Source organism: Paraliomyxa miuraensis, assembly GCF_026337845.1.
Classification (GTDB): domain Bacteria; phylum Myxococcota_A; class Polyangia; order Nannocystales; family Nannocystaceae; genus Paraliomyxa; species Paraliomyxa miuraensis.
In genome coordinates, this window is sequence record NZ_JAOVZF010000162.1 from 413981 (window position 1) to 430596 (window position 16616).

The window sequence follows — 16616 nt, forward strand, 5'->3', positions numbered from 1 at the left end:
CCGGCACGGGAACCCGGTGAGGGGGCCGTGCGTCTCAAGGGCGGTGGTGATGGCCGCACCAAGCCGGGGACTGTGGGTGATGGTGCCGATGGGTCTGACCCTGGGGGCGCTGGCGTGGGCGCTCGGGGTAGGGAGCCCATCGGCGGCCGAGCCGGAGGCTCGAGCGCAGTCCCAGTCTCCGCGGGTGATCGAGCCTCGGGTCGATGTTGCGGGCGCGGGGGTCGAGGGGGCGCCGGTCGGGTCGGAGCCCGAGGGAGGGTCGGAGCCCGAGGACGGGTCGGCGCCCGAGCCCGATCCTCGCTTCGAGCCCGCCACCAAGCCGGCGCGCAAGGTGCTCAAGCTGCAGGCGTCGATCCGCGCCTCGCTCACCTACACCGCCTACGAGCACCAGACCAAGGTACGGCCGAGCGAGGGCATCTACGTGTGGGATTGCTCGGCGATGATGGGCTGGTTCCTGCGCAAGGTGGCCCCGGTTGCGCGCAAGTCGATGGACAAGGGGCGGCCGGTCGCGCGGGACTACTATCGCAAGATCGCTCGCTCCTCCACCAAGCGGCCCAAGGGAGGCTGGCAGCGGCTGCGGCACATCGAGGACGTGCGCCCGGGCGACGTGTTCGCATGGATCCGCCCGCCGGGCTTTCCCAGCCGCAACACCGGGCACACCGGGTTTGCGCTCGCACCGGCCGAGCCGGTGCCGGAGCTCCCCGGGGCCTACACGCTGCGGATCCTCGATGCCACGTCGCTTCCACACCAGGACGACACGCGCACATACGACGGCGGTGGGGGGATCGGCGAGGGCACGATCCTCTTCATGGTCGACGAGAACGGCCGCGGAATCGCGTACGGCTGGCACGGGCGCCGCAGCCGGGGCGTGATCATGACCGACATCGTGTTCGGTCGGCTGAGCCGCTGAGCGACCTCGAAACGGCGCCGAGGACTGGCGCTCGCCAGCCGCCGGGTCGCCGCGGTACCGTGGCAGTGTGATGCGGCCCGAGATCGCCCCTCGCTCGCTGGTGTTCGGCTCGCTGGTGTTCGGCTCGCTGGTGTTCGGCTTGGCGTGCGGCCCCGTGGTCGTCCTCGAGGAGGGCAGCGAGAGCGACGACGAGAGCGCGGGAGAGACCGGCGCGTCGTCCAGCACCACGACGGGCACCACGACGAGCACCACGACGAGCACCACCAGCGCCTCGACGACGACCCCCGCGACCACGACCGTCGCGACCACGACGCCACCCGATCCCACCGGTGATCGCGAGCCGGGCTACTGCGGCCAGGTCTGCCTCGCCGTGGAGGATTGCGTCCCCGGGGGATCGACCCCGCCGACTACGCCTGCATCGATGGCTTTTGTGAGTACGTCGGCGAGATCCCGCCGTGCGACCCGGCGACGTGCGACGACCTCATGATCGGCCAGTGCACGTTCGTCGATGGCTTCAGCGTCTGCGCCACCCCGTGCGTGGACGACATGGCATGCATCGTGGGCTTCACCGAGTGCGCCGGGGTCGACGACCTGGGCAACTCGATCTGCTCCGCGCTCCCCTGCTACGGCGCGGTCGAGGGCCAGCCCTGCGAGATCGCCGGCTTCGGCCAGATCGGCGTGTGCACCGATGGCGAGTGCGTGTGTACCGACGACTCCCAGTGCACGGCCATGGGCTTCGGCTGCGACCATTGAGGCGTGGCTCGGCTCCGCACGCGTGGGAAGTGGTAGCATGCCCGGGCGTGCGGACCGCGGTCATTGCCACTGCTGGCAGCGTCGTCGTCGTCGCCGCCCTGGTCGTCGGCGCCGATCGGCTCGGACCACCACCCGGTGATGCCGCGCATGTCGTCGCCGCCGTCGAGGTGCTGGCGCCCACCGCCGCGAGCTCGCCTCCCAAGGAAGAGGAGGCGCCCGCGCCGGTGCCTCGCGCCCCTCCGCTGCAACGCTCCTTCGAACTCGAAGCTCGTGGTGACCTCGAAGGCGCGGCCAAGGCCGCGCAGGAGGCGGTGATCGCCGCCGATGGTCGAGATCCCCGTCTGCAGGCCGCCAAGATCGCGATCCTCCGCGGCCGCCTCGAAGAGGCCGAGGTGTGGCTGCAACCGCTGCTCCTGGCCGATCCCGACGACACGACCGTTCGCTACGATCTCGCCCTCGTCGACCACCATCGCCGAAATCACGCCGAGGCGAGGGCCGGCTACGAGGCGGTGCTCGAGCGCGAGCCCAGCCATGCCGATGCGCGCTTCAACCTCGCGCTGATCCTGCGCGACTCCGCCGAGCTCGACGACGCCCGGTGGCAAGCCGAGGAGCTACGCCGCCTCCACCCCGCCGACCCGCGCGTCGAGCCCTTGCTGCAATCCCTCGCCGATGTCCGCCCCTGAGCCCGATCCAGGCCCCGCGACGAGCTCCACGGCTCGCCCGTGGATCGACGTCGTCGCGATCGTGCTGGTGTGCGCGGTGGTCTACGCCAACGCGCTGACCAACGGGTATCACCTCGACGATCAGTACCGCATCGTCGAGAACCCGGAGCTCGGGCGGGTCTGGCCGATCTGGCGGCACTTCTTCGATCCCGCCACCAGCTCCTCGCTTCCCACCATCGTGCAGTTCCGGCCGATGCTGCCGCTGAGCCTCTCGATCACCGCGTGGCTGAGCGAGCTGGTGGGGCTCGATCCCCTGGTCGGGCATCGTCTGGGCAACCTCGGCTTGCACGTCGCGGCGGCGCTGCTGGTGGCGCGGTTGATGACCCGTCTGGCCGCACGGGCCGACCCGCACGGGCCCTCGCGAGCGCTGGGGCTCGCGGCCGGGCTGCTCTACGCGGTGCACCCGGTGGCGGGCGTTCCGGTCAACTATCTCTGCGCGCGCGATCTGTTGATGATGCAGGTGCTGCTCCTGGGGTGCCTGCTGGTGTTCGTGCGCCTTCGTGCCGAAGGCTCCTCGCCCTGGCGCTGGGGCCTGGCGCTGGGCCTCTTGGGGCTTTCGCTGACCAGCAAGACCGACGCCGTGGTCGCGCCTGCGTTGGTCGGAGCGATCGACGTGGCGATCTTCGGCGCGTCGCTTCGCGATCCGCGAACCTGGGCCCGGGCCGCGGCCTTCACCGTGCCGGTGCTCGCCTTCTTCGGCTGGACCGAGCTCGTCCTCGAGTTCTCGGACGCCGGACAGCTGCTCGTGGACCGCGGACCGCTCGACTACCCGCTCACGCAGGCGAGGCTCCACGTGTTCTACTACCTGCGCAACGCGATCTGGCCGTTCGAGATGCGGGTGCTGCCGCGGGTGGACACGGTCACCAGCCCGCTCGATTCCGGCGCCCTGGTGGGCGTGGCGGTGGTGGTGGGCAGCAGCGTGCTCGCGTGGCGGATCCGCATGCGCGCACCCCTGCTCGCGCTGTGCATCGCGGCGTACTGGATCGCCTTCGCACCGACCTCGTGGGTGCTGCCGTTTCGCTACCTCGCCACCGACTACCGGCAGGTACCCTCGCTGCCGTGGCTGTGCGCCGCGGTGGCCTGGGGCACGCTGCGGCTGCGTCCTCGTCGCGACGCCCTGGTGGTGTTGGGGCTCTTGGTGATCTATCTCGGTGGCGCGTCGGTGCTGACCAATCGGGTCTGGAGGGACGAGCGCATGCTGTGGGGGCAGAGCATCCGTCATGGTGGCGAGACGCAGGCCCACCTCAATTATGGCCGCGCCGTGGCCAACGATGATCCCGCGCTGGCCGAGGCGCACTATCGCGAGGCTCTGCGTCAGGCGCCCGGCAACGTGTTCGTGCTCATCAACCTCGGGATGCTCGAGATCCACCAGCGTCGGCTCGAAGAAGGGATCTCCCGACTCGAACAGGCGGCAAGCCTCACCCCGAGCTGGCCTCTCACCCAGGAGTGGCTCGCGCGTGGTTGCGTGGCGGCGCGGCAGCTGGCGGGTCCAGGTGCGAGGCCGCGCCCGGGCTCTGCACTCGCGCGTTGCATGCAACGCGGTGGCCTCTGACGGGACGCCGCCGAGGGGGCTGTCGACGCGAAATTCGGCGCCACCGCCCTGTACATCCGGTGGGCGGGCCGGTATTGTACTGCCCTCTGGGTGGAGGCTTGGGCGTGTTGTCTCGAAGCGCGACTCGATCGATCGTGACGGCAGCAGCGCTCGCCTCTGCGCCGTTCCTCTTGACGGCGTGCCCGGGCGACGACGTGGTCGTCGGGAGCGGGACCATGTCCGGCGGCTCCACGTCCACGACGACCACGGGCGAGGACACGCTCCCCTCGGACACGACGGGACCCATGACCGGTGTGGTCGATACCACCGGCACCTCGTCCACCGGCCTCGATACCACCGCCACCGAAGGCGACACCTCGACGGGCGAGCCTCCGCTGCTCCCCGGCCAGACGCAGAGCCAGCTCGTCTCCAGCGGTCGAGTGATGAGCAGCCGCGGCTACTCCATGGTCTACACGCTGGGGCAGCCCACTGCGCTCCAATCCACGCACGTTTCCTCCAACTACACCCTCCAGGGGGGCCTTGTCGGCGCCAACGGGAGCCCGCCATGAAGTCGATTCATATTGGGGTATTCGCGTCCCTGCTCACCGCTGCGGTTTGGCTCGCACCTGCGAGCGAGGCCCATGCGATCGTGCCCGGCACCCTGACCCATCAGGGAAGGCTGTTCGATACGGCGGGCGATCCCGTCACCGACACGCTCGCGGTCACGTTCACGATCTACTCCGAGGCCGACGAGGTGTTGTGGACCGAGACGCTCGACGTGGACTTCGACGAGGGCTACTTCTCGGCGGAGCTCGGCGAGATCGAGCCCATCGACGTCCCCGTGGTATTCGACGGAAGCACGCGGTACCTGGGGGTGACGATCGAGGGCGACTCCGAGATGACCCCGCGCGGCATCATCGGCAGCGTGCCGTACGCAATGGTCGCCAACGATGCCAACGGCGACATCAACCCGCTGACCGTCAACATCTCGGGCTACGGCCCGGTGATCAATGAATTCGGCGAGTGGGTGGGCGAGCCGACGGGATTGGTCGGCCCAACCGGACCCACGGGCCCCGTGGGAGCCACCGGCGCGACCGGCCCAGTCGGTGCCACCGGCCCGGTCGGTGCCACTGGTCCAGTCGGTGCCACTGGTCCAGTCGGTGCTACTGGCCCAGTCGGTGCTACTGGCCCAGTCGGTGCTACCGGCCCAGTAGGACCCACTGGCGCCACCGGCCTCCAAGGGCCTGAGGGTCCGACCGGGCCGGCAGGTCCGATTGGACCCGTCGGTCCCACGGGCGCGGCCGGCATTCAAGGACCTCAGGGTCCGACCGGGCCGATCGGTCCAATGGGCCCCATCGGTCCCACGGGTGCGGCCGGCATTCAAGGACCTCAGGGTCCGACCGGGCCAATCGGTCCAGTGGGCCCAGTCGGACCGATCGGTCCAGTCGGTCCCACGGGCGCGGTCGGCCTTCAAGGGCCTCAGGGTCCGGCCGGTCCCGTAGGACCAATAGGACCGGTAGGACCCACGGGCGCGGCCGGCCTTCAAGGGCCTCAGGGTCCGACCGGATCGGTAGGTCCAGTAGGGCCGGTTGGTCCAGCGGGTGCGGTAGGCCCCGTCGGTCCCATTGGTCCAGCAGGCCCCACCGGCGCTGCGGGTGCGGTAGGCCCCGCCGGTCCCATTGGTCCAGCAGGCCCGGCCGGCGCTGCGGGTGCGGTAGGCCCCGCCGGTCCCATCGGTCCAGCAGGCCCGGCCGGCGCTGCGGGTGCGGTAGGCCCCGCCGGTCCCATCGGTCCAGCAGGCCCCGCCGGTCCTGCGGGTGCGGTAGGTCCAGCCGGTCCCATTGGTCCAGCGGGCCCTGCAGGCGCGGTAGGCCCCGCGGGTGCGGTAGGTCCAGCGGGTCCCGCAGGTCCTGCAGGCGCGGTAGGTCCCGCCGGTCCTCAGGGGCCAGCCGGACCCGCAGGTGCAGTGGGCCCTCAGGGCATCCAGGGCCCCTCGGGGGTGATTGCCTCCGCCTTCGGCAGTGGCGGTGGCACCAATCCCAATGGCCTTGCCGCGAACACCTGGGGTTTCGTGGGGCAGACCGTGAACGTCACCGTGGCGGTGGGTCAGCGGATCCACGTCACTTCGCACAAGTACATGGGATCGTCGGTGGACGCCACCGGGCTGGGCACCGGCATCTGCTACCAGGTCCAAGGCGGCGGTGGTGCGCCCATCCTTCAAGGTGGTGCGATGCTGGGCGGTCAGGTCTCGGCGAACACTCGGATTGCATGGGGCGCCTCGGCTGTCATCCAGCCCGCGGCGGGGACCTATACGGTCGGGCTGTGTGCGAGCAGCGGCGTTCCGGCGAATTGGAACCTCAACGAGTGGGGCTACACCAGCGCGCTGGTGTTCCAGCCGTAGGCCGTAGAGGAACGAGCCGAGCGTCGTCGTGATGACCCGTCATTGGCACACGCCGGCGGCCATCGTCGTGGCGGGCGCCATGGTGGCCGTGGCGGTGTACCTGGCGCTCCGCAGGCCCGAGCCCGAGAGGGAGCCAGGCGATGACCGGTCGGCCGATCTCGCTGGGCCGCGCGTCGCGTCGCATGGCTCCGAGCGGCCGATGAGCGTCGAGCGCGACGAGCGTCGACGTCGCGACGAACTCGACCGGCTCGATGCTCGAGGCACGAGCACCGAGCCGGCCCCACCGTCGACGCCCGCCGATCGAGCGGGTGCGATCGCGGGGGATCCGTCGATGGCGGTGGCCGGCCCGCTGGGCATGACGCCCGTATCCGCCGCGCTCGAGCGGCAGGTGATCGAGGACGCCCGCAAGTCCTTCGACGACGTGCGCGATCGCGTGCGCAGCGAGTGCTGGGACGCGACCCAGACCCCCGATGCCCCCGACGAAGTGACGGTCGGCTTGTCGCTGTCGTTCGATGCTGCGGGCAAGGTGATCTCCAGTGGGGTGGTCGAGAACCGCGAGGCGACCCGCGAGGGGCTGGCCACGTGCCTCGGTCCGATCATCCACACCCTCGAGATCCCCGCGCCCGGGGCCAATCTCTCGATCGTGGTCGACGTCGCCATTCCCTGACGAGCCGATTCGAATCAGAGGCCGATCCGCTCTCCGTTCTGTCGGCAGTCGCGACGCACCGCCCCGCGGTCGAGCAAGGGGATCTCCTTGAGTGCGTGCTTGGCCTTCTCCGAGTCGCCGTTGCGGCAGGCGGCGCGGGCCATGATGATCGCGGCCTCGGTGCTCCGCCGGCTCTGATTGCTGCGCGAGGCCAGGCGGTAGGCCTCACCGGCATCGCCTCGCCGCAGCGCGGACTTGGCCTGCTGGAGCAGCTCGGTGGCCGAGGGTGGTCGGGGCTTGGGCGGCGGGGTGGGCTCGGGCTCGGGCTCGGGCTCGGGCTCCGCCTCGATCGCTTCGGGCTTCGAGCGCGAGCGGTGCCGCTTGGAGCGTCGCCGACGAGGAGCGGGCTCGGGGTCGGCCTCGGAGGAAGGCTCCTCTTCGTCGACCGAGGTCCGCTCGGGGTCGGCCTCGAGCTCGGGTGCAGTGGCGGCGGCGGTGGGCTCGGCCGGGGCGGGCTCGACGGCGGGAGTCGGCGGGGGAGGGGCCTGCTGCTGCAGGGCCGTTGCGGATGGAGACGGACTCGATGGTGCTGGTTCGTCGCTGTCAGCCGTGGCCAGCAGACCAACGACTCCCACCCCGAGCAGGAGCACGGCGACGAGGCCGAGCACGATGGGAAGGCGTCGCGACGATGAACCCACGTCGTCCGGAATCTCGGCGGGATCGAAGCTCGCCAACGGTGGGCTCGGAGGAGGCATCGCCGTGGGAGCGGCGACCGAAGGACTCGGCGCAGGGATGAAAGGCGTGGGCGATGCAAGCGGTGGGCTGGGCGCAGGAATGAAAGGCGTGGGCGAAGCAGGCGGTGGGCTGGGCGCAGGGATGAAAGGCGTGGGCGATGCAGGCGGTGGGCTGGGCGAAGGCATCGCGATGGGAGCGGCGACGACCGGAGCCGGGGTGGGGATGCTCGTTCGAGGAGGAGCGAGCGGGGCCGGCATGGACGGGAGCGTCTGACCGGCGAGCGGAGCCGGCATGGACGGGAGCGTCTGACCGGCGAGCGGGGCCGGCATGGACGGGAGCGTCTGGCCGGCGAGCGGCTCTGCGGAGAGTTGCGTCGATGGTGATGGCGTGATGGTCCGAGCGCGTACGTGCTCCGGCTTGGGAGGCGGGGTGATGGTCCGAGCGCGTACGTGCTCCGGCTTGGGAGGCGGGGTGATGGCTCGAGCGCGTACGTGCTCCGGCTTGGGAGGCGGGGTGATGGTCCGAGCGCGCGCGTGCTCCGGCTTGGGAGGAGGCGTGATGGCTCGAGCGCGCACGTGCTCCGGCCCGGGAGGCGGGGTGATGGTTCGAGCGCGCGCACCCGCCGGGATCACAGGCACGGACGGTACGCTCGAGCCCTTGACCGGCTTCGAGCCAACCGCAGGTGGTGGTGGCAATCGCCTCGATGCGAGACCCGCGGGAGCCGGCGTGGTCGTCCGTGGGCGAGGCTCGTTCGGCGGTGCGGTGGGCAGTGCGCCCACCCGCGAGGCCTCCTCGACCACGCTGAGGAAGTCATCGTCGTCCCAACCCGAACCTGGCGCTGCTGGCTTGGAGACGGACGGCGGCGCTCCGAGCTTTGGCGGCGACGCCATGCGATCAGAGTACCTCACCTCGGTGATACGGGCTCGCCGCCGCGGCCACCTCCGTGCTCCGCTTCGCCGCCGCTCACTCCACTCGCTTGCGGTACGCCACGTAGCCTTCCATCAGCGCCAGATACACCATCTGTCCGATCACCTTCTGCCCCGCGAACGTCAGGTGGGCCAGATCGCCGCTGAGCAGCGGAGGGTCGGAACGGCGCCAGCGCGCAGCCGAGCCCTCGCCGCCCATCGCGGCCACGGTGTCGAAGAACGCACAGCCCTCGCGCAGCGCCACCTTGCGCTGCACCTCCACGATCTTGGGCACCATGGGGCGGCTGACCACGCGCTGCCCCTCGCGCTGCCCGTGGTCGACCGGCGCCATCACCAGGCACGCCGGCGGACGCTCGCCGCCGCGAAAGCGACGGATCACCGCGGCGAAGTCCTGCTCGTACTTGTCCATCGCGCTCGCCTGCAGCAGCAGGTCGTTGCCGCCGAACATGAACACGAGCAGCGCCGGGTCTCGATGCTCGACCTGCTGCCGCAGGTGCTCGGCATCGAAGTAGAGCATGCGATTGGCAAAGGCACCGAGCTGCTCCATGCCGTCGACGACCACGCCGGGCACGTCGCGCTCGAGCACCACGCCGTAGAGCCGCACCTGCCCGGCCCCGGCCGCGCGCAACGAGATGTCGTGGGCATCGTCGGTCAGCTCGAACGTCTGCCAGGCGTCGGTGCCCACCTCGGCGGCGGTGGCGATGAGCTGGGGCTCGCCGCCGTCGACCTTGACGCGGATGTTGCCGCCCTTGGGCTGGGCTCGATACCACACCTCGAAGCGCGAGATCTTGCGACCGAACGCCAGCTCGGCCTCGGTGCGGAAGCGCGACTCGGCCCCGCCGGCCGACCACACGGTGGTGCCCCCCAGGCCGTAGAAGCCGTCGGGTCGACACTTGTTGATGATGTAGCAGCGTGACCAGGTCTCCCCGTCGGTGAACCGCACGCCGCGGTGACGGTAGCTGGCGTTGGGCTTGGCGACGAGGTGGAAGCCGTGGCCCGCGTCGCCGAAGCGCCGCTGCATGGCGAAGCGCAGCGCGGAGCTGACGTTGTCGTTGGCCACCACCGAGTCGCCCCACATCGACATGCGGGTGATGGCCCCCGCGTAGCGAGCGTCGGTGCGAGCGAGGCGCTCGTAGAACGAGTCGAGCGCGGCGGGGTCGGTCAGCTCGAGCGAGCGAGGCACGGGCTCGGCATCGTCGGCATGGGGCTCGTAGGGGGGCAGCCCGCTGCCCTTGGGCGGCGGCTCGATCACGGGCTCTTCCACCAGCGGCACCGCCTGGTCGTCCTGCTCGATCACGGCCACGGCCAGGCGCTCGGCTTCCTCGAGCTTCTCGGCGGCGGCCTCGGCCTGCGCGCCCTCGCCCAGGAGCTCGCGACCCACCAGGTTCCAGAACAGCATGGGGTCCTGCCCCGGGACCCACGGGCGCGCCCACTCGAGCCCGGGCACGAGATAGGTGCCGGCGATGAGCAGCAGCATCGTGACCATGCCGGAGACGATCTTGCGAAACGTCCCGGGCGGGTAGTGTCCCGAGTCCTCGCCGTGGCCCCTGCGGAGCACCACCAGATCGACCTCCTCGGGGACGTCGAGCAGGCCGACGTCGGCGGGGAGCTCCGGTGGTGTGGTGGCGGAGGTGGTCATGGCGGTGCGACGGGGCAAGCGGCTAGAAGTTGAAGTAGATGAAGGCGCGAGGCGCCCCGGCCATGAGCTTCATCAGGGCCAGGCCCAGCAGCGAGAACAGCACGCCGAGCACGGGACCGGGCAGGCGGCGGAATGCGGCGTAGAGCGTCTCGTCGACCCAGCGCTTGGGGGTGAAGTGGTAGAAGGTGCCGAAGATCAGCGCCGCCCACAGCCAGGGCGTGAGCAGGCCCGGGCGCACGAGCGAGTCGTCGAAGCGGAGCATCCCCGCGATCATGGACTTGGCGGTCTCGAAGTCGGGTGCCCGGAAGAACACCCGCGACAGCACCGTGAAGTGGTAGGTGAGCACCACGTGGAGGATGGTGTTGAGCGGTCCGCCCCGCAGCGGCAGCCACGTGACCAGCACGAACATCACCGCCGCGAAGCCGGCGCAGAACCACGCGGCCTGCTGCGGCAGCCCGAGCGCCCACTGGGCGAAGCCTCCGCAGGCCACGCCGAGCGCCACGGCGGCCGTCAGCGTCGTGACCACCGCGCGCCCACGGCGGGAACGGTCGCGTTTGCGCACGCGGTTCCAGCGGTTGTAGAGCATCGCCAGCCCGTGGAGGTTGCTGTAGATGACGAAGTTCCAGCTCGTGCCGGGCGAGTAGTGCCACATGCCCACCAGGAACATGGTGAGCCACAGGTTGAAGTAGGTGCGGGCCGGCGAGCCCTTGCTGCCCCCGAGCGGGAAGAACAGGTAGTCGCGTAGCCAGGTCGACAGCGTCATGTGCCAGCGCCGCCAGAACTCGCCCAGGTTCTTGGCCTGGTAGGGGCGGTCGAAGTTCTCGGGGATCTCGTAGCCCAGAAGGCGCGCCGCTCCGATCGCGATGTCGGAGTAGCCCGAGAAGTCGGCGTAGAGCTGAACGGTGAAGGCGTAGAGCGCCAGCAGGATCTCGGCCGAGGTATAGGCCTCGGGAGTGGCGAACACCGCGTCGGTGAACTGGGCCGCGATCCAGTCGCCGAGCAGGACCTTCTTGACCAGGCCCTTGAAGATGCGAAACAGGCCCTCCTCCATCACGAGGGGGGACAGCCGCGGACGCTTGTGGAGCTGGGGCAGCAGCTCGTTGGCGCGCACGATCGGCCCGGCCACCAGCTGCGGGAAGAAGGTGACGAACAGCGCGAACTTGCGAAACGAGGGCTCGGGAGTGAGCCGGCCTCGCCACACGTCGATGGTGTAGCTGAGGCTCTGGAACGTGTAGAACGAGATCCCGACCGGAAGGATGGTCTGGAGGTGGGGCGCCACGAACTCGATGCCGGCCGCGTGGCAGAGGTCGGCGAACACGTCGACGAAGAAGTCGGTGTACTTGAAGTACCCGAGCATCCCGAGGTTTCCCACCAGGCTCAGCAGCAGGAACGAGGTACGGCCGCGGCGGGCCCACGTGGCCACGGCCGGGTCGGGGCTCTGCGCCTTCGCAGCGAGCCGGTGGATCTGCAGCCCGCACCCGTAGTCGAGGATGGTCGAGAACACGAGCAGCCCGGCGAAGTACCAGGGCGTGGGCGGCGGGTCGGTCTTGGGCCCCGCCATGTAGAAGAAGTACGAGGCACCGAGCAGCAAGAGCACGCGCGCGACCGGTCGATGCCCCAGTGCCCACGAGGCCACCAGGACGGGGACCAGGAACACGAGGAAGTCGAAGGTCGGAAACAGCACGGCGGACCGTCGGGCTCGAAAGCTACCCCTGGGCAGGGATCGGTGCGAGTTCCTGACGCGCACGGCACCGTGCGCTGTTCCCGCAGCGGCGGATCGCTTGCGTGAGGGGGCAGCCGTGCGGGACGATGGTCGTCATGAAGAGCCAGGGTGGTCGGGGGCGGGTGCTGCGGTTTGCCGTGACCGGCGCGTTGCTCGGCGGGGCCGCCGGAGGCTGTACCGGGGCCCAGGATCAGCCGCGGACGAACACGGCGCACGTGCCGGAGCCCGATCACGTCAACATGGCCAGGGAGGCCGAACCGGCGCCGGAGCCCGATCACGTGAACGTGGCGCCGGTCGAGCCGCCGCCCGACGCCGAGCCTTCACCGGACGCGCCGCCGAAGGTGATGGTCAACCCGGCGCCACAGCCCGATCCCGAGCAGATCGAGCCGGTCCACCCCAACGAGGCGATGGAGCCCGATCCGCCGGCGCCGAAGCCCGATCACGTCAACGTGCGCAAGGAGCCCGATCCGCCCACGACCAAAAAGGCGCCCGAGCCCAAGCACGTCAACGTGCGCAAGGAGCCGGACCCCAAGCTCCCGTGAGCCCGCGTGGCGGCCTTGTCGGGGTGGAGCGTCGTAGGGGATCATGGCGACCATGAAGCGGCGAGGAACGGAGCGGGTGTTGACCTTTGCGGTCACGGGTGCGTTGCTCGGAGGCGTGGGCGTGGGGTGCAGTCGCAGCCATGGCCCCACCGTCAACCCGGGTCCCGAGCCGGTGGGCGAGCCAGTCGGTGAGCCGGCGGGCGAGCCGGTCGGAGAGCCGGACGGCGACGAGGGCGAGACGCCCACGGACGACGTGGAGGGGACGGAGACCGTCAACGAGGGTCCGGTGGAGCAGCCGGAGGGCCCCATCGTCAATACGCGGCCCACGAAGTAGCCTCGCGGACCAGGCCCGAGTCGAGTCGTGGCCGACGAACGACCAGCGATGAGCGAGCCCACCGGTGCCGAGCGGATGCTGGCTCCCGCGACGGAGCGGCTGGGGCGGATGCATCACGCACAGGTGCACCGCGATCCCTGGCCCGACTTCGGGGCGTTCGAGGTCGATCGCTATGACGCCGCGCTGCGCCGGGCGGCCGCGGTGCAGTGGGGCGGCCGCGCGCGCGCCGAGCATGGCTCGGTGCAGCAGTTCTCGATCCTGACCCACGTGCTGTGCAATGCGCGGGTGGAGCTGCACGTGCTGGGGGCGCTGGCCCGGCTGCAGACCGACGAGGTGCGGCACGCCGAGCTGTGCGCTGCGATGGCGCTTGCGTGCTGGCCCGAGGGCACCGAGCTCGAGCCGGCGGTGTTTCGCTGGGAGCGCCCGCGGCTGCCGTGGGTGGGCCCGCCCGCACCGGGCGACGACCCCCAGCCGATGCTGGCCTGGGCGGCGGAGGCGATCCTGGTGTCGTGCTGCATCGGCGAGACCCTGTCGCGGCCCATGCTCGAGGCGATCGCGGTGGTGGCCACCGATCCGGTGGCCGAGGCGGTGGCGCGGCAGATCCTCCGCGACGAGCACCTGCACGCGAGCTTCGGCTGGGAGACCCTGGGGCTGCTCTTGCCGCGGATGTCCAACGCCCAGCGCGCCTCGCTGGAGCAGCGCATGACTCGATCGTTCGGTGCGGTCGAGTCGACCACCGCGTGCGGGATCCCGGTGGAGGCGGTGGCGGGCAAGAGCCTCGAGATCGGGCCCAGCGACGACCTCGACGGCGAACGCCACGACCAGCACAATTTGGGCACGTTGACCGACGAGCAGTACGCGATGATCTTCTTCGCGACCATGGAGACCGAGGTGCTACCCCGGCTCGAAGCGCTGGGCTTGCCCGCGATGGAGTCCTGGCGCCGAAGGCCGCGGCCGGTGCCCGGTGAGTGAGCAGGTCACCCTGCCGGTGGGGAAGGTCCACCTGCTGCATGGCGACAACCTCCCGATCTTGCAAGGCCTGGCGTCGGGTCGGTTTCGGCTGATCTACGTCGACCCCCCGTTCAACACGGGCAAGCGCCAGGCCCGGCGACGCATGAGCACGGTGCGCGACGACGAGCACGGCGATCGCACCGGGTTCGGGGGGCAGCGCTACCGCACCCTCGTGCACGGCACCCGGGCCTATGCCGATGCCTTCGAGGACTACCTGGGATTCCTCGCGCCGAGGCTGGAGCAGGCCCACCGCGTGCTCGCCTCCGACGGCAGCCTGTTCGTGCACCTCGACTATCGCGAGGTGCACTACGCCAAGGTGCTGCTCGACGAGATCTTCGGACGCGAGTGCTTCATGAACGAGATCATCTGGGCCTACGACTACGGCGCTCGCTCCACCAAGAAGTGGTCGGCCAAGCACGACAACCTCCTGTGGTACGTCAAGGATCCGAAGCGCTACGTGTTCGAGCACGACGAGGTCGATCGGATCCCCTACATGGCGCCGGGGTTGGTGGGGCCCGAGAAGGCCGCGCGGGGCAAGACGCCCACCGATGTCTGGTGGCACACCATCGTCAGCCCCACCGGGCGCGAGAAGACGGGCTACCCCACGCAGAAGCCGCTGGGGGTGCTGCGGAGGATCGTCAAGGTGCACTCACGGCCGGGCGACGAGCTGCTCGACTTCTTTGCCGGCAGCGGCACCCTGGGAGAGGCCGGGGCGGAGCTGTCGCGGGTGGTGACGCTCATCGACCACGGCGACGAGGCGCAGGCGGTGATGCGCGCTCGACTGGCCCAGTGGCTGTGATGGCTCGACCCGCCGCCTACTCGCCCGGCCGGCGCTCGGCGTACAGCTCCGGCCGGCGGTCGCGGAAGAAGCCCCAGTCGGCGCGGTAGCGCTCGATTTCGTCGAGATCGAAGCGCTGGAGCAGCACGCCTTCCTCGCTCGACCCCAGGTGCTGGACCAGCTCGCCGCGGTGATCGGCGATGAACGAGTGACCATAGTACGCCTGGGTCACGCCATCGTTGTCCTCCAGGCCGATCCGGTTGGCGGCGACGATGGGCACCGCATTCGCGACCGCGTGCCCCTGCATCACCCGCTGCCACTGGGCGTGGGTGTCGAGGCTGGCGTCGTACGGCTCCGTGCCGATGGCCGTGGGGTACATCAGCACCTCGGCCCCGGCCAGCATCATGGCGCGCGCCGCTTCCGGGTACCACTGGTCCCAGCAGATGCCGACCCCCAGCACGCCCGCGCGCGTCTTCCAGGCCTTGAATCCGGTGTCACCGGGACGGAAGTAGTACTTCTCCTGGTAGCCGGGGCCGTCGGGGATGTGGCTCTTGCGGTAGACCCCGAGCACGGTGCCGTCGGCATCGACGAGCGCCATGCTGTTGTAGTAGCGCGGGCCGTCCTTCTCGAAGAACGAGACCGGAATCACCACCTCGAGCCGTCGGGCGAGCGCCTGCATGGCGAGCACGCACGGGTGCTGGTCGACCGGGTGCGCGGTCGCAAACCACCTGGGGTCCTGCCGGGTGCAGAAGTAGATGCCCTGGAACAGCTCGGGCGGCAGCACCACGTCGGCTCCCTGGCGCGCCGCCTCGTGCACCAAGGCCTCGGTCTTGGCGAGGTTGGCCGCGAGCTCCGGACCGAAGGCGGCCTGGAGGGCCGCGACCGTGATCGTGCGTGGGTTCGTCATCTAGCGTGGCTGCTGCTGGGTGATGCAGTGGAAGGATCCGCCGCCCGCCTCACCGCCGCCCAAGAGCCCCCGAGAGGATACGCCGACGACCTGGCGATCGGGAAACACGGCCTGGAGGGCCTCGAGCGCGCGCTCGCCCGAGGGAGTGCCGTAGACGGGCACCACCACCACACCGTTGGCGATGACGAAGTTCATGTGGGAAGCCGGCGACGACCCGCCGCCGGCGTTGCGGTAGAGGCCGACGCCCGGAATTCGCACGACCTCCAGCCGGCGACCCTCGGCGTCGACGGCGGCCTCGAGCACCTCGGCGATCGCCTCGAGCGTGGCGGCGTTGGGATCGTCAGCGCCCGCGGGGCTCTGGCACACGACCCGCCCGGGGGCAACGAAGCGCACGAGGTTGTCGATGTGGCCGTCGGTGTGATCCTGGTGCAGGCCCTCGTCGATCCACACCACGCGCCGAGCCCCCAGTGACTGGCGCAGCGCCGCCTCGGCGGCCTCCTCCGTCCAGCCGTTGCGGTTGGCGTTGAGCAGCGTCTGCCGCGTGGTCAGGACCGTGCCCGCGCCATCGTGCTCCACGGCGCCCCCCTCGAGCACGAAGCCGAAGCGCCGGATCGGCGCGCCCGCGAGGCGAGCGACCTCGTCGCCGACGGTCGCGTCGTCGGGGAGGTCGAACTTGCCGCCCCAGCCGTTGACCTCGAAGCGCAGCGCGAGCGACCCGTTGGGGCCGCGCGCGAAGATCGGGCCCGTGTCGCGCAGCCAGATGTCGCCATAGCGCGCGGGGACGAGCTCGGCGACGTCGCCGACGGCCTCGCGCGCCGAGGTCTCGGCCTCGGCCCCGTGGACCAGCAGGCGGACGCGGTTGGTCGGCGCCAACGCTCGCACCAGCGCCGCGACATCGCGGCGCGGAGGCTCGAGGTCGTCGTTCCACTCGCGCGGATCGGCCGGCCACGCGGTCCAGATGGCCTGCTGCGGCGCCCACTCCGGCGGCACGGTGATCGTGATCTCCCTGGTCGAAGGCTCCATGCGGCTCGCGATGCCCGTCATAGCGCCGATTGGCC

Annotated in this window: 17 protein-coding genes; 12 read left to right on the forward strand and 5 right to left on the reverse strand. The window is 70.6% G+C overall.

Annotated elements, in window-relative coordinates:
* The first annotated feature begins 49 nt into the window (after window positions 1-49).
* The 8 genes from OEB96_RS39195 to OEB96_RS39235 all read left to right on the forward strand — a co-directional run bounded on the left by OEB96_RS39195 (window position 50) and on the right by OEB96_RS39235 (window position 6984).
* A complete protein-coding gene (locus OEB96_RS39195) occupies window positions 50-910 on the forward strand; it encodes a hypothetical protein (RefSeq protein ID WP_266222023.1) in 861 nt (286 codons plus the stop codon).
* A gap of 70 nt (window positions 911-980) precedes the next feature.
* On the forward strand, window positions 981-1397 hold the full coding sequence (locus OEB96_RS39200; protein ID WP_266222024.1) for a hypothetical protein: 417 nt from the start codon (window positions 981-983) through the stop codon (window positions 1395-1397).
* Complete coding sequence (locus OEB96_RS39205; protein ID WP_266222025.1) at window positions 1394-1663, forward strand: hypothetical protein; 270 nt, start codon at window positions 1394-1396, stop codon at window positions 1661-1663. Before OEB96_RS39200 ends, OEB96_RS39205 begins: the two co-directional genes overlap by 4 nt.
* A gap of 47 nt (window positions 1664-1710) precedes the next feature.
* Window positions 1711-2346 carry a tetratricopeptide repeat protein gene (locus OEB96_RS39210; RefSeq protein ID WP_266222026.1) on the forward strand — a complete coding sequence of 212 codons (636 nt, stop codon included), beginning with the start codon at window positions 1711-1713 and terminating at the stop codon, window positions 2344-2346.
* Window positions 2333-3937 carry a hypothetical protein gene (locus tag OEB96_RS39215; RefSeq protein WP_266222027.1) on the forward strand — a complete coding sequence of 535 codons (1605 nt, stop codon included), beginning with the start codon at window positions 2333-2335 and terminating at the stop codon, window positions 3935-3937. The genes OEB96_RS39210 and OEB96_RS39215 overlap by 14 nt, the downstream gene beginning before the upstream one ends.
* Window positions 3938-4071: 134 nt before the next feature.
* Window positions 4072-4485 (forward strand): hypothetical protein, encoded by a 414-nt coding sequence (locus OEB96_RS39220; RefSeq protein ID WP_266222028.1) that lies wholly within the window; start codon window positions 4072-4074, stop codon window positions 4483-4485.
* A gap of 1430 nt (window positions 4486-5915) precedes the next feature.
* Window positions 5916-6317, forward strand: coding sequence for a hypothetical protein (locus OEB96_RS39230; protein WP_266222029.1), 402 nt, complete (start codon window positions 5916-5918; stop codon window positions 6315-6317).
* A 31-nt stretch (window positions 6318-6348) separates the two neighbouring features.
* Window positions 6349-6984, forward strand: coding sequence for a hypothetical protein (locus OEB96_RS39235; protein ID WP_266222030.1), 636 nt, complete (start codon window positions 6349-6351; stop codon window positions 6982-6984).
* A 14-nt stretch (window positions 6985-6998) separates the two neighbouring features.
* On the opposite strand, the gene OEB96_RS39240 is transcribed toward OEB96_RS39235, so the two are convergent.
* From OEB96_RS39240 to OEB96_RS39250, 3 genes are all read right to left on the reverse strand, one after another.
* Window positions 6999-7718 carry a hypothetical protein gene (locus OEB96_RS39240; protein WP_266222031.1) on the reverse strand — a complete coding sequence of 240 codons (720 nt, stop codon included), beginning with the start codon at window positions 7716-7718 and terminating at the stop codon, window positions 6999-7001.
* Window positions 7719-8661: 943 nt separating this feature from the next.
* Window positions 8662-10263, reverse strand: coding sequence for a GDSL-type esterase/lipase family protein (locus OEB96_RS39245; protein WP_266222032.1), 1602 nt, complete (start codon window positions 10261-10263; stop codon window positions 8662-8664).
* Between the two features lie 22 nt (window positions 10264-10285).
* Window positions 10286-11947 (reverse strand): MBOAT family O-acyltransferase, encoded by a 1662-nt coding sequence (locus OEB96_RS39250; RefSeq protein WP_266222033.1) that lies wholly within the window; start codon window positions 11945-11947, stop codon window positions 10286-10288.
* A gap of 134 nt (window positions 11948-12081) precedes the next feature.
* Here OEB96_RS39250 and OEB96_RS39255 point away from each other — a divergent pair, with 134 nt between their 5' ends.
* The 4 genes from OEB96_RS39255 to OEB96_RS39270 are packed head-to-tail and all read left to right on the forward strand — an operon-like array spanning window position 12082 to window position 14672.
* A complete protein-coding gene (locus tag OEB96_RS39255; RefSeq protein WP_266222034.1) occupies window positions 12082-12528 on the forward strand; it encodes a hypothetical protein in 447 nt (148 codons plus the stop codon).
* 52 nt (window positions 12529-12580) lie between these two features.
* On the forward strand, window positions 12581-12862 hold the full coding sequence (locus OEB96_RS39260; protein ID WP_266222035.1) for a hypothetical protein: 282 nt from the start codon (window positions 12581-12583) through the stop codon (window positions 12860-12862).
* Between the two features lie 48 nt (window positions 12863-12910).
* The gene (locus tag OEB96_RS39265) at window positions 12911-13834 is read left to right on the forward strand and encodes a hypothetical protein (protein WP_266222036.1); all 924 of its coding nucleotides are present in this window, start codon (window positions 12911-12913) and stop codon (window positions 13832-13834) included.
* Window positions 13827-14672 (forward strand): DNA-methyltransferase, encoded by an 846-nt coding sequence (locus OEB96_RS39270; RefSeq protein WP_266222037.1) that lies wholly within the window; start codon window positions 13827-13829, stop codon window positions 14670-14672. Before OEB96_RS39265 ends, OEB96_RS39270 begins: the two co-directional genes overlap by 8 nt.
* A gap of 16 nt (window positions 14673-14688) precedes the next feature.
* Here OEB96_RS39270 and aguB read toward each other — a convergent pair whose 3' ends face one another.
* Window positions 14689-15558 carry an N-carbamoylputrescine amidase gene (gene aguB / locus OEB96_RS39275; protein ID WP_266222038.1) on the reverse strand — a complete coding sequence of 290 codons (870 nt, stop codon included), beginning with the start codon at window positions 15556-15558 and terminating at the stop codon, window positions 14689-14691.
* On the reverse strand, window positions 15559-16581 hold the full coding sequence (locus OEB96_RS39280; protein ID WP_266222039.1) for an agmatine deiminase family protein: 1023 nt from the start codon (window positions 16579-16581) through the stop codon (window positions 15559-15561).
* Window positions 16582-16616: the final 35 nt, after the last annotated feature.

Excerpts from the sequence above, each read along its gene's own strand:
- OEB96_RS39240 (WP_266222031.1), bottom strand. The coding sequence starts at position 7,718 with ATGCCTCCTCCGAGCCCACCGTTGGCGAGCTTCGATCCCGCCGAGATT.
- OEB96_RS39265 (WP_266222036.1), top strand. The coding sequence starts at position 12,911 with ATGAGCGAGCCCACCGGTGCCGAGCGGATGCTGGCTCCCGCGACGGAG.
- OEB96_RS39255 (WP_266222034.1), top strand. The coding sequence starts at position 12,082 with ATGAAGAGCCAGGGTGGTCGGGGGCGGGTGCTGCGGTTTGCCGTGACC.
- OEB96_RS39245 (WP_266222032.1), bottom strand. The coding sequence starts at position 10,263 with ATGACCACCTCCGCCACCACACCACCGGAGCTCCCCGCCGACGTCGGC.
- OEB96_RS39215 (WP_266222027.1), top strand. The coding sequence starts at position 2,333 with ATGTCCGCCCCTGAGCCCGATCCAGGCCCCGCGACGAGCTCCACGGCT.
- OEB96_RS39205 (WP_266222025.1), top strand. The coding sequence starts at position 1,394 with ATGATCGGCCAGTGCACGTTCGTCGATGGCTTCAGCGTCTGCGCCACC.
- OEB96_RS39200 (WP_266222024.1), top strand. The coding sequence starts at position 981 with ATGCGGCCCGAGATCGCCCCTCGCTCGCTGGTGTTCGGCTCGCTGGTG.
- OEB96_RS39195 (WP_266222023.1), top strand. The coding sequence starts at position 50 with ATGGCCGCACCAAGCCGGGGACTGTGGGTGATGGTGCCGATGGGTCTG.
- aguB (WP_266222038.1), bottom strand. The coding sequence starts at position 15,558 with ATGACGAACCCACGCACGATCACGGTCGCGGCCCTCCAGGCCGCCTTC.
- OEB96_RS39235 (WP_266222030.1), top strand. The coding sequence starts at position 6,349 with ATGACCCGTCATTGGCACACGCCGGCGGCCATCGTCGTGGCGGGCGCC.
- OEB96_RS39280 (WP_266222039.1), bottom strand. The coding sequence starts at position 16,581 with ATGGAGCCTTCGACCAGGGAGATCACGATCACCGTGCCGCCGGAGTGG.
- OEB96_RS39260 (WP_266222035.1), top strand. The coding sequence starts at position 12,581 with ATGAAGCGGCGAGGAACGGAGCGGGTGTTGACCTTTGCGGTCACGGGT.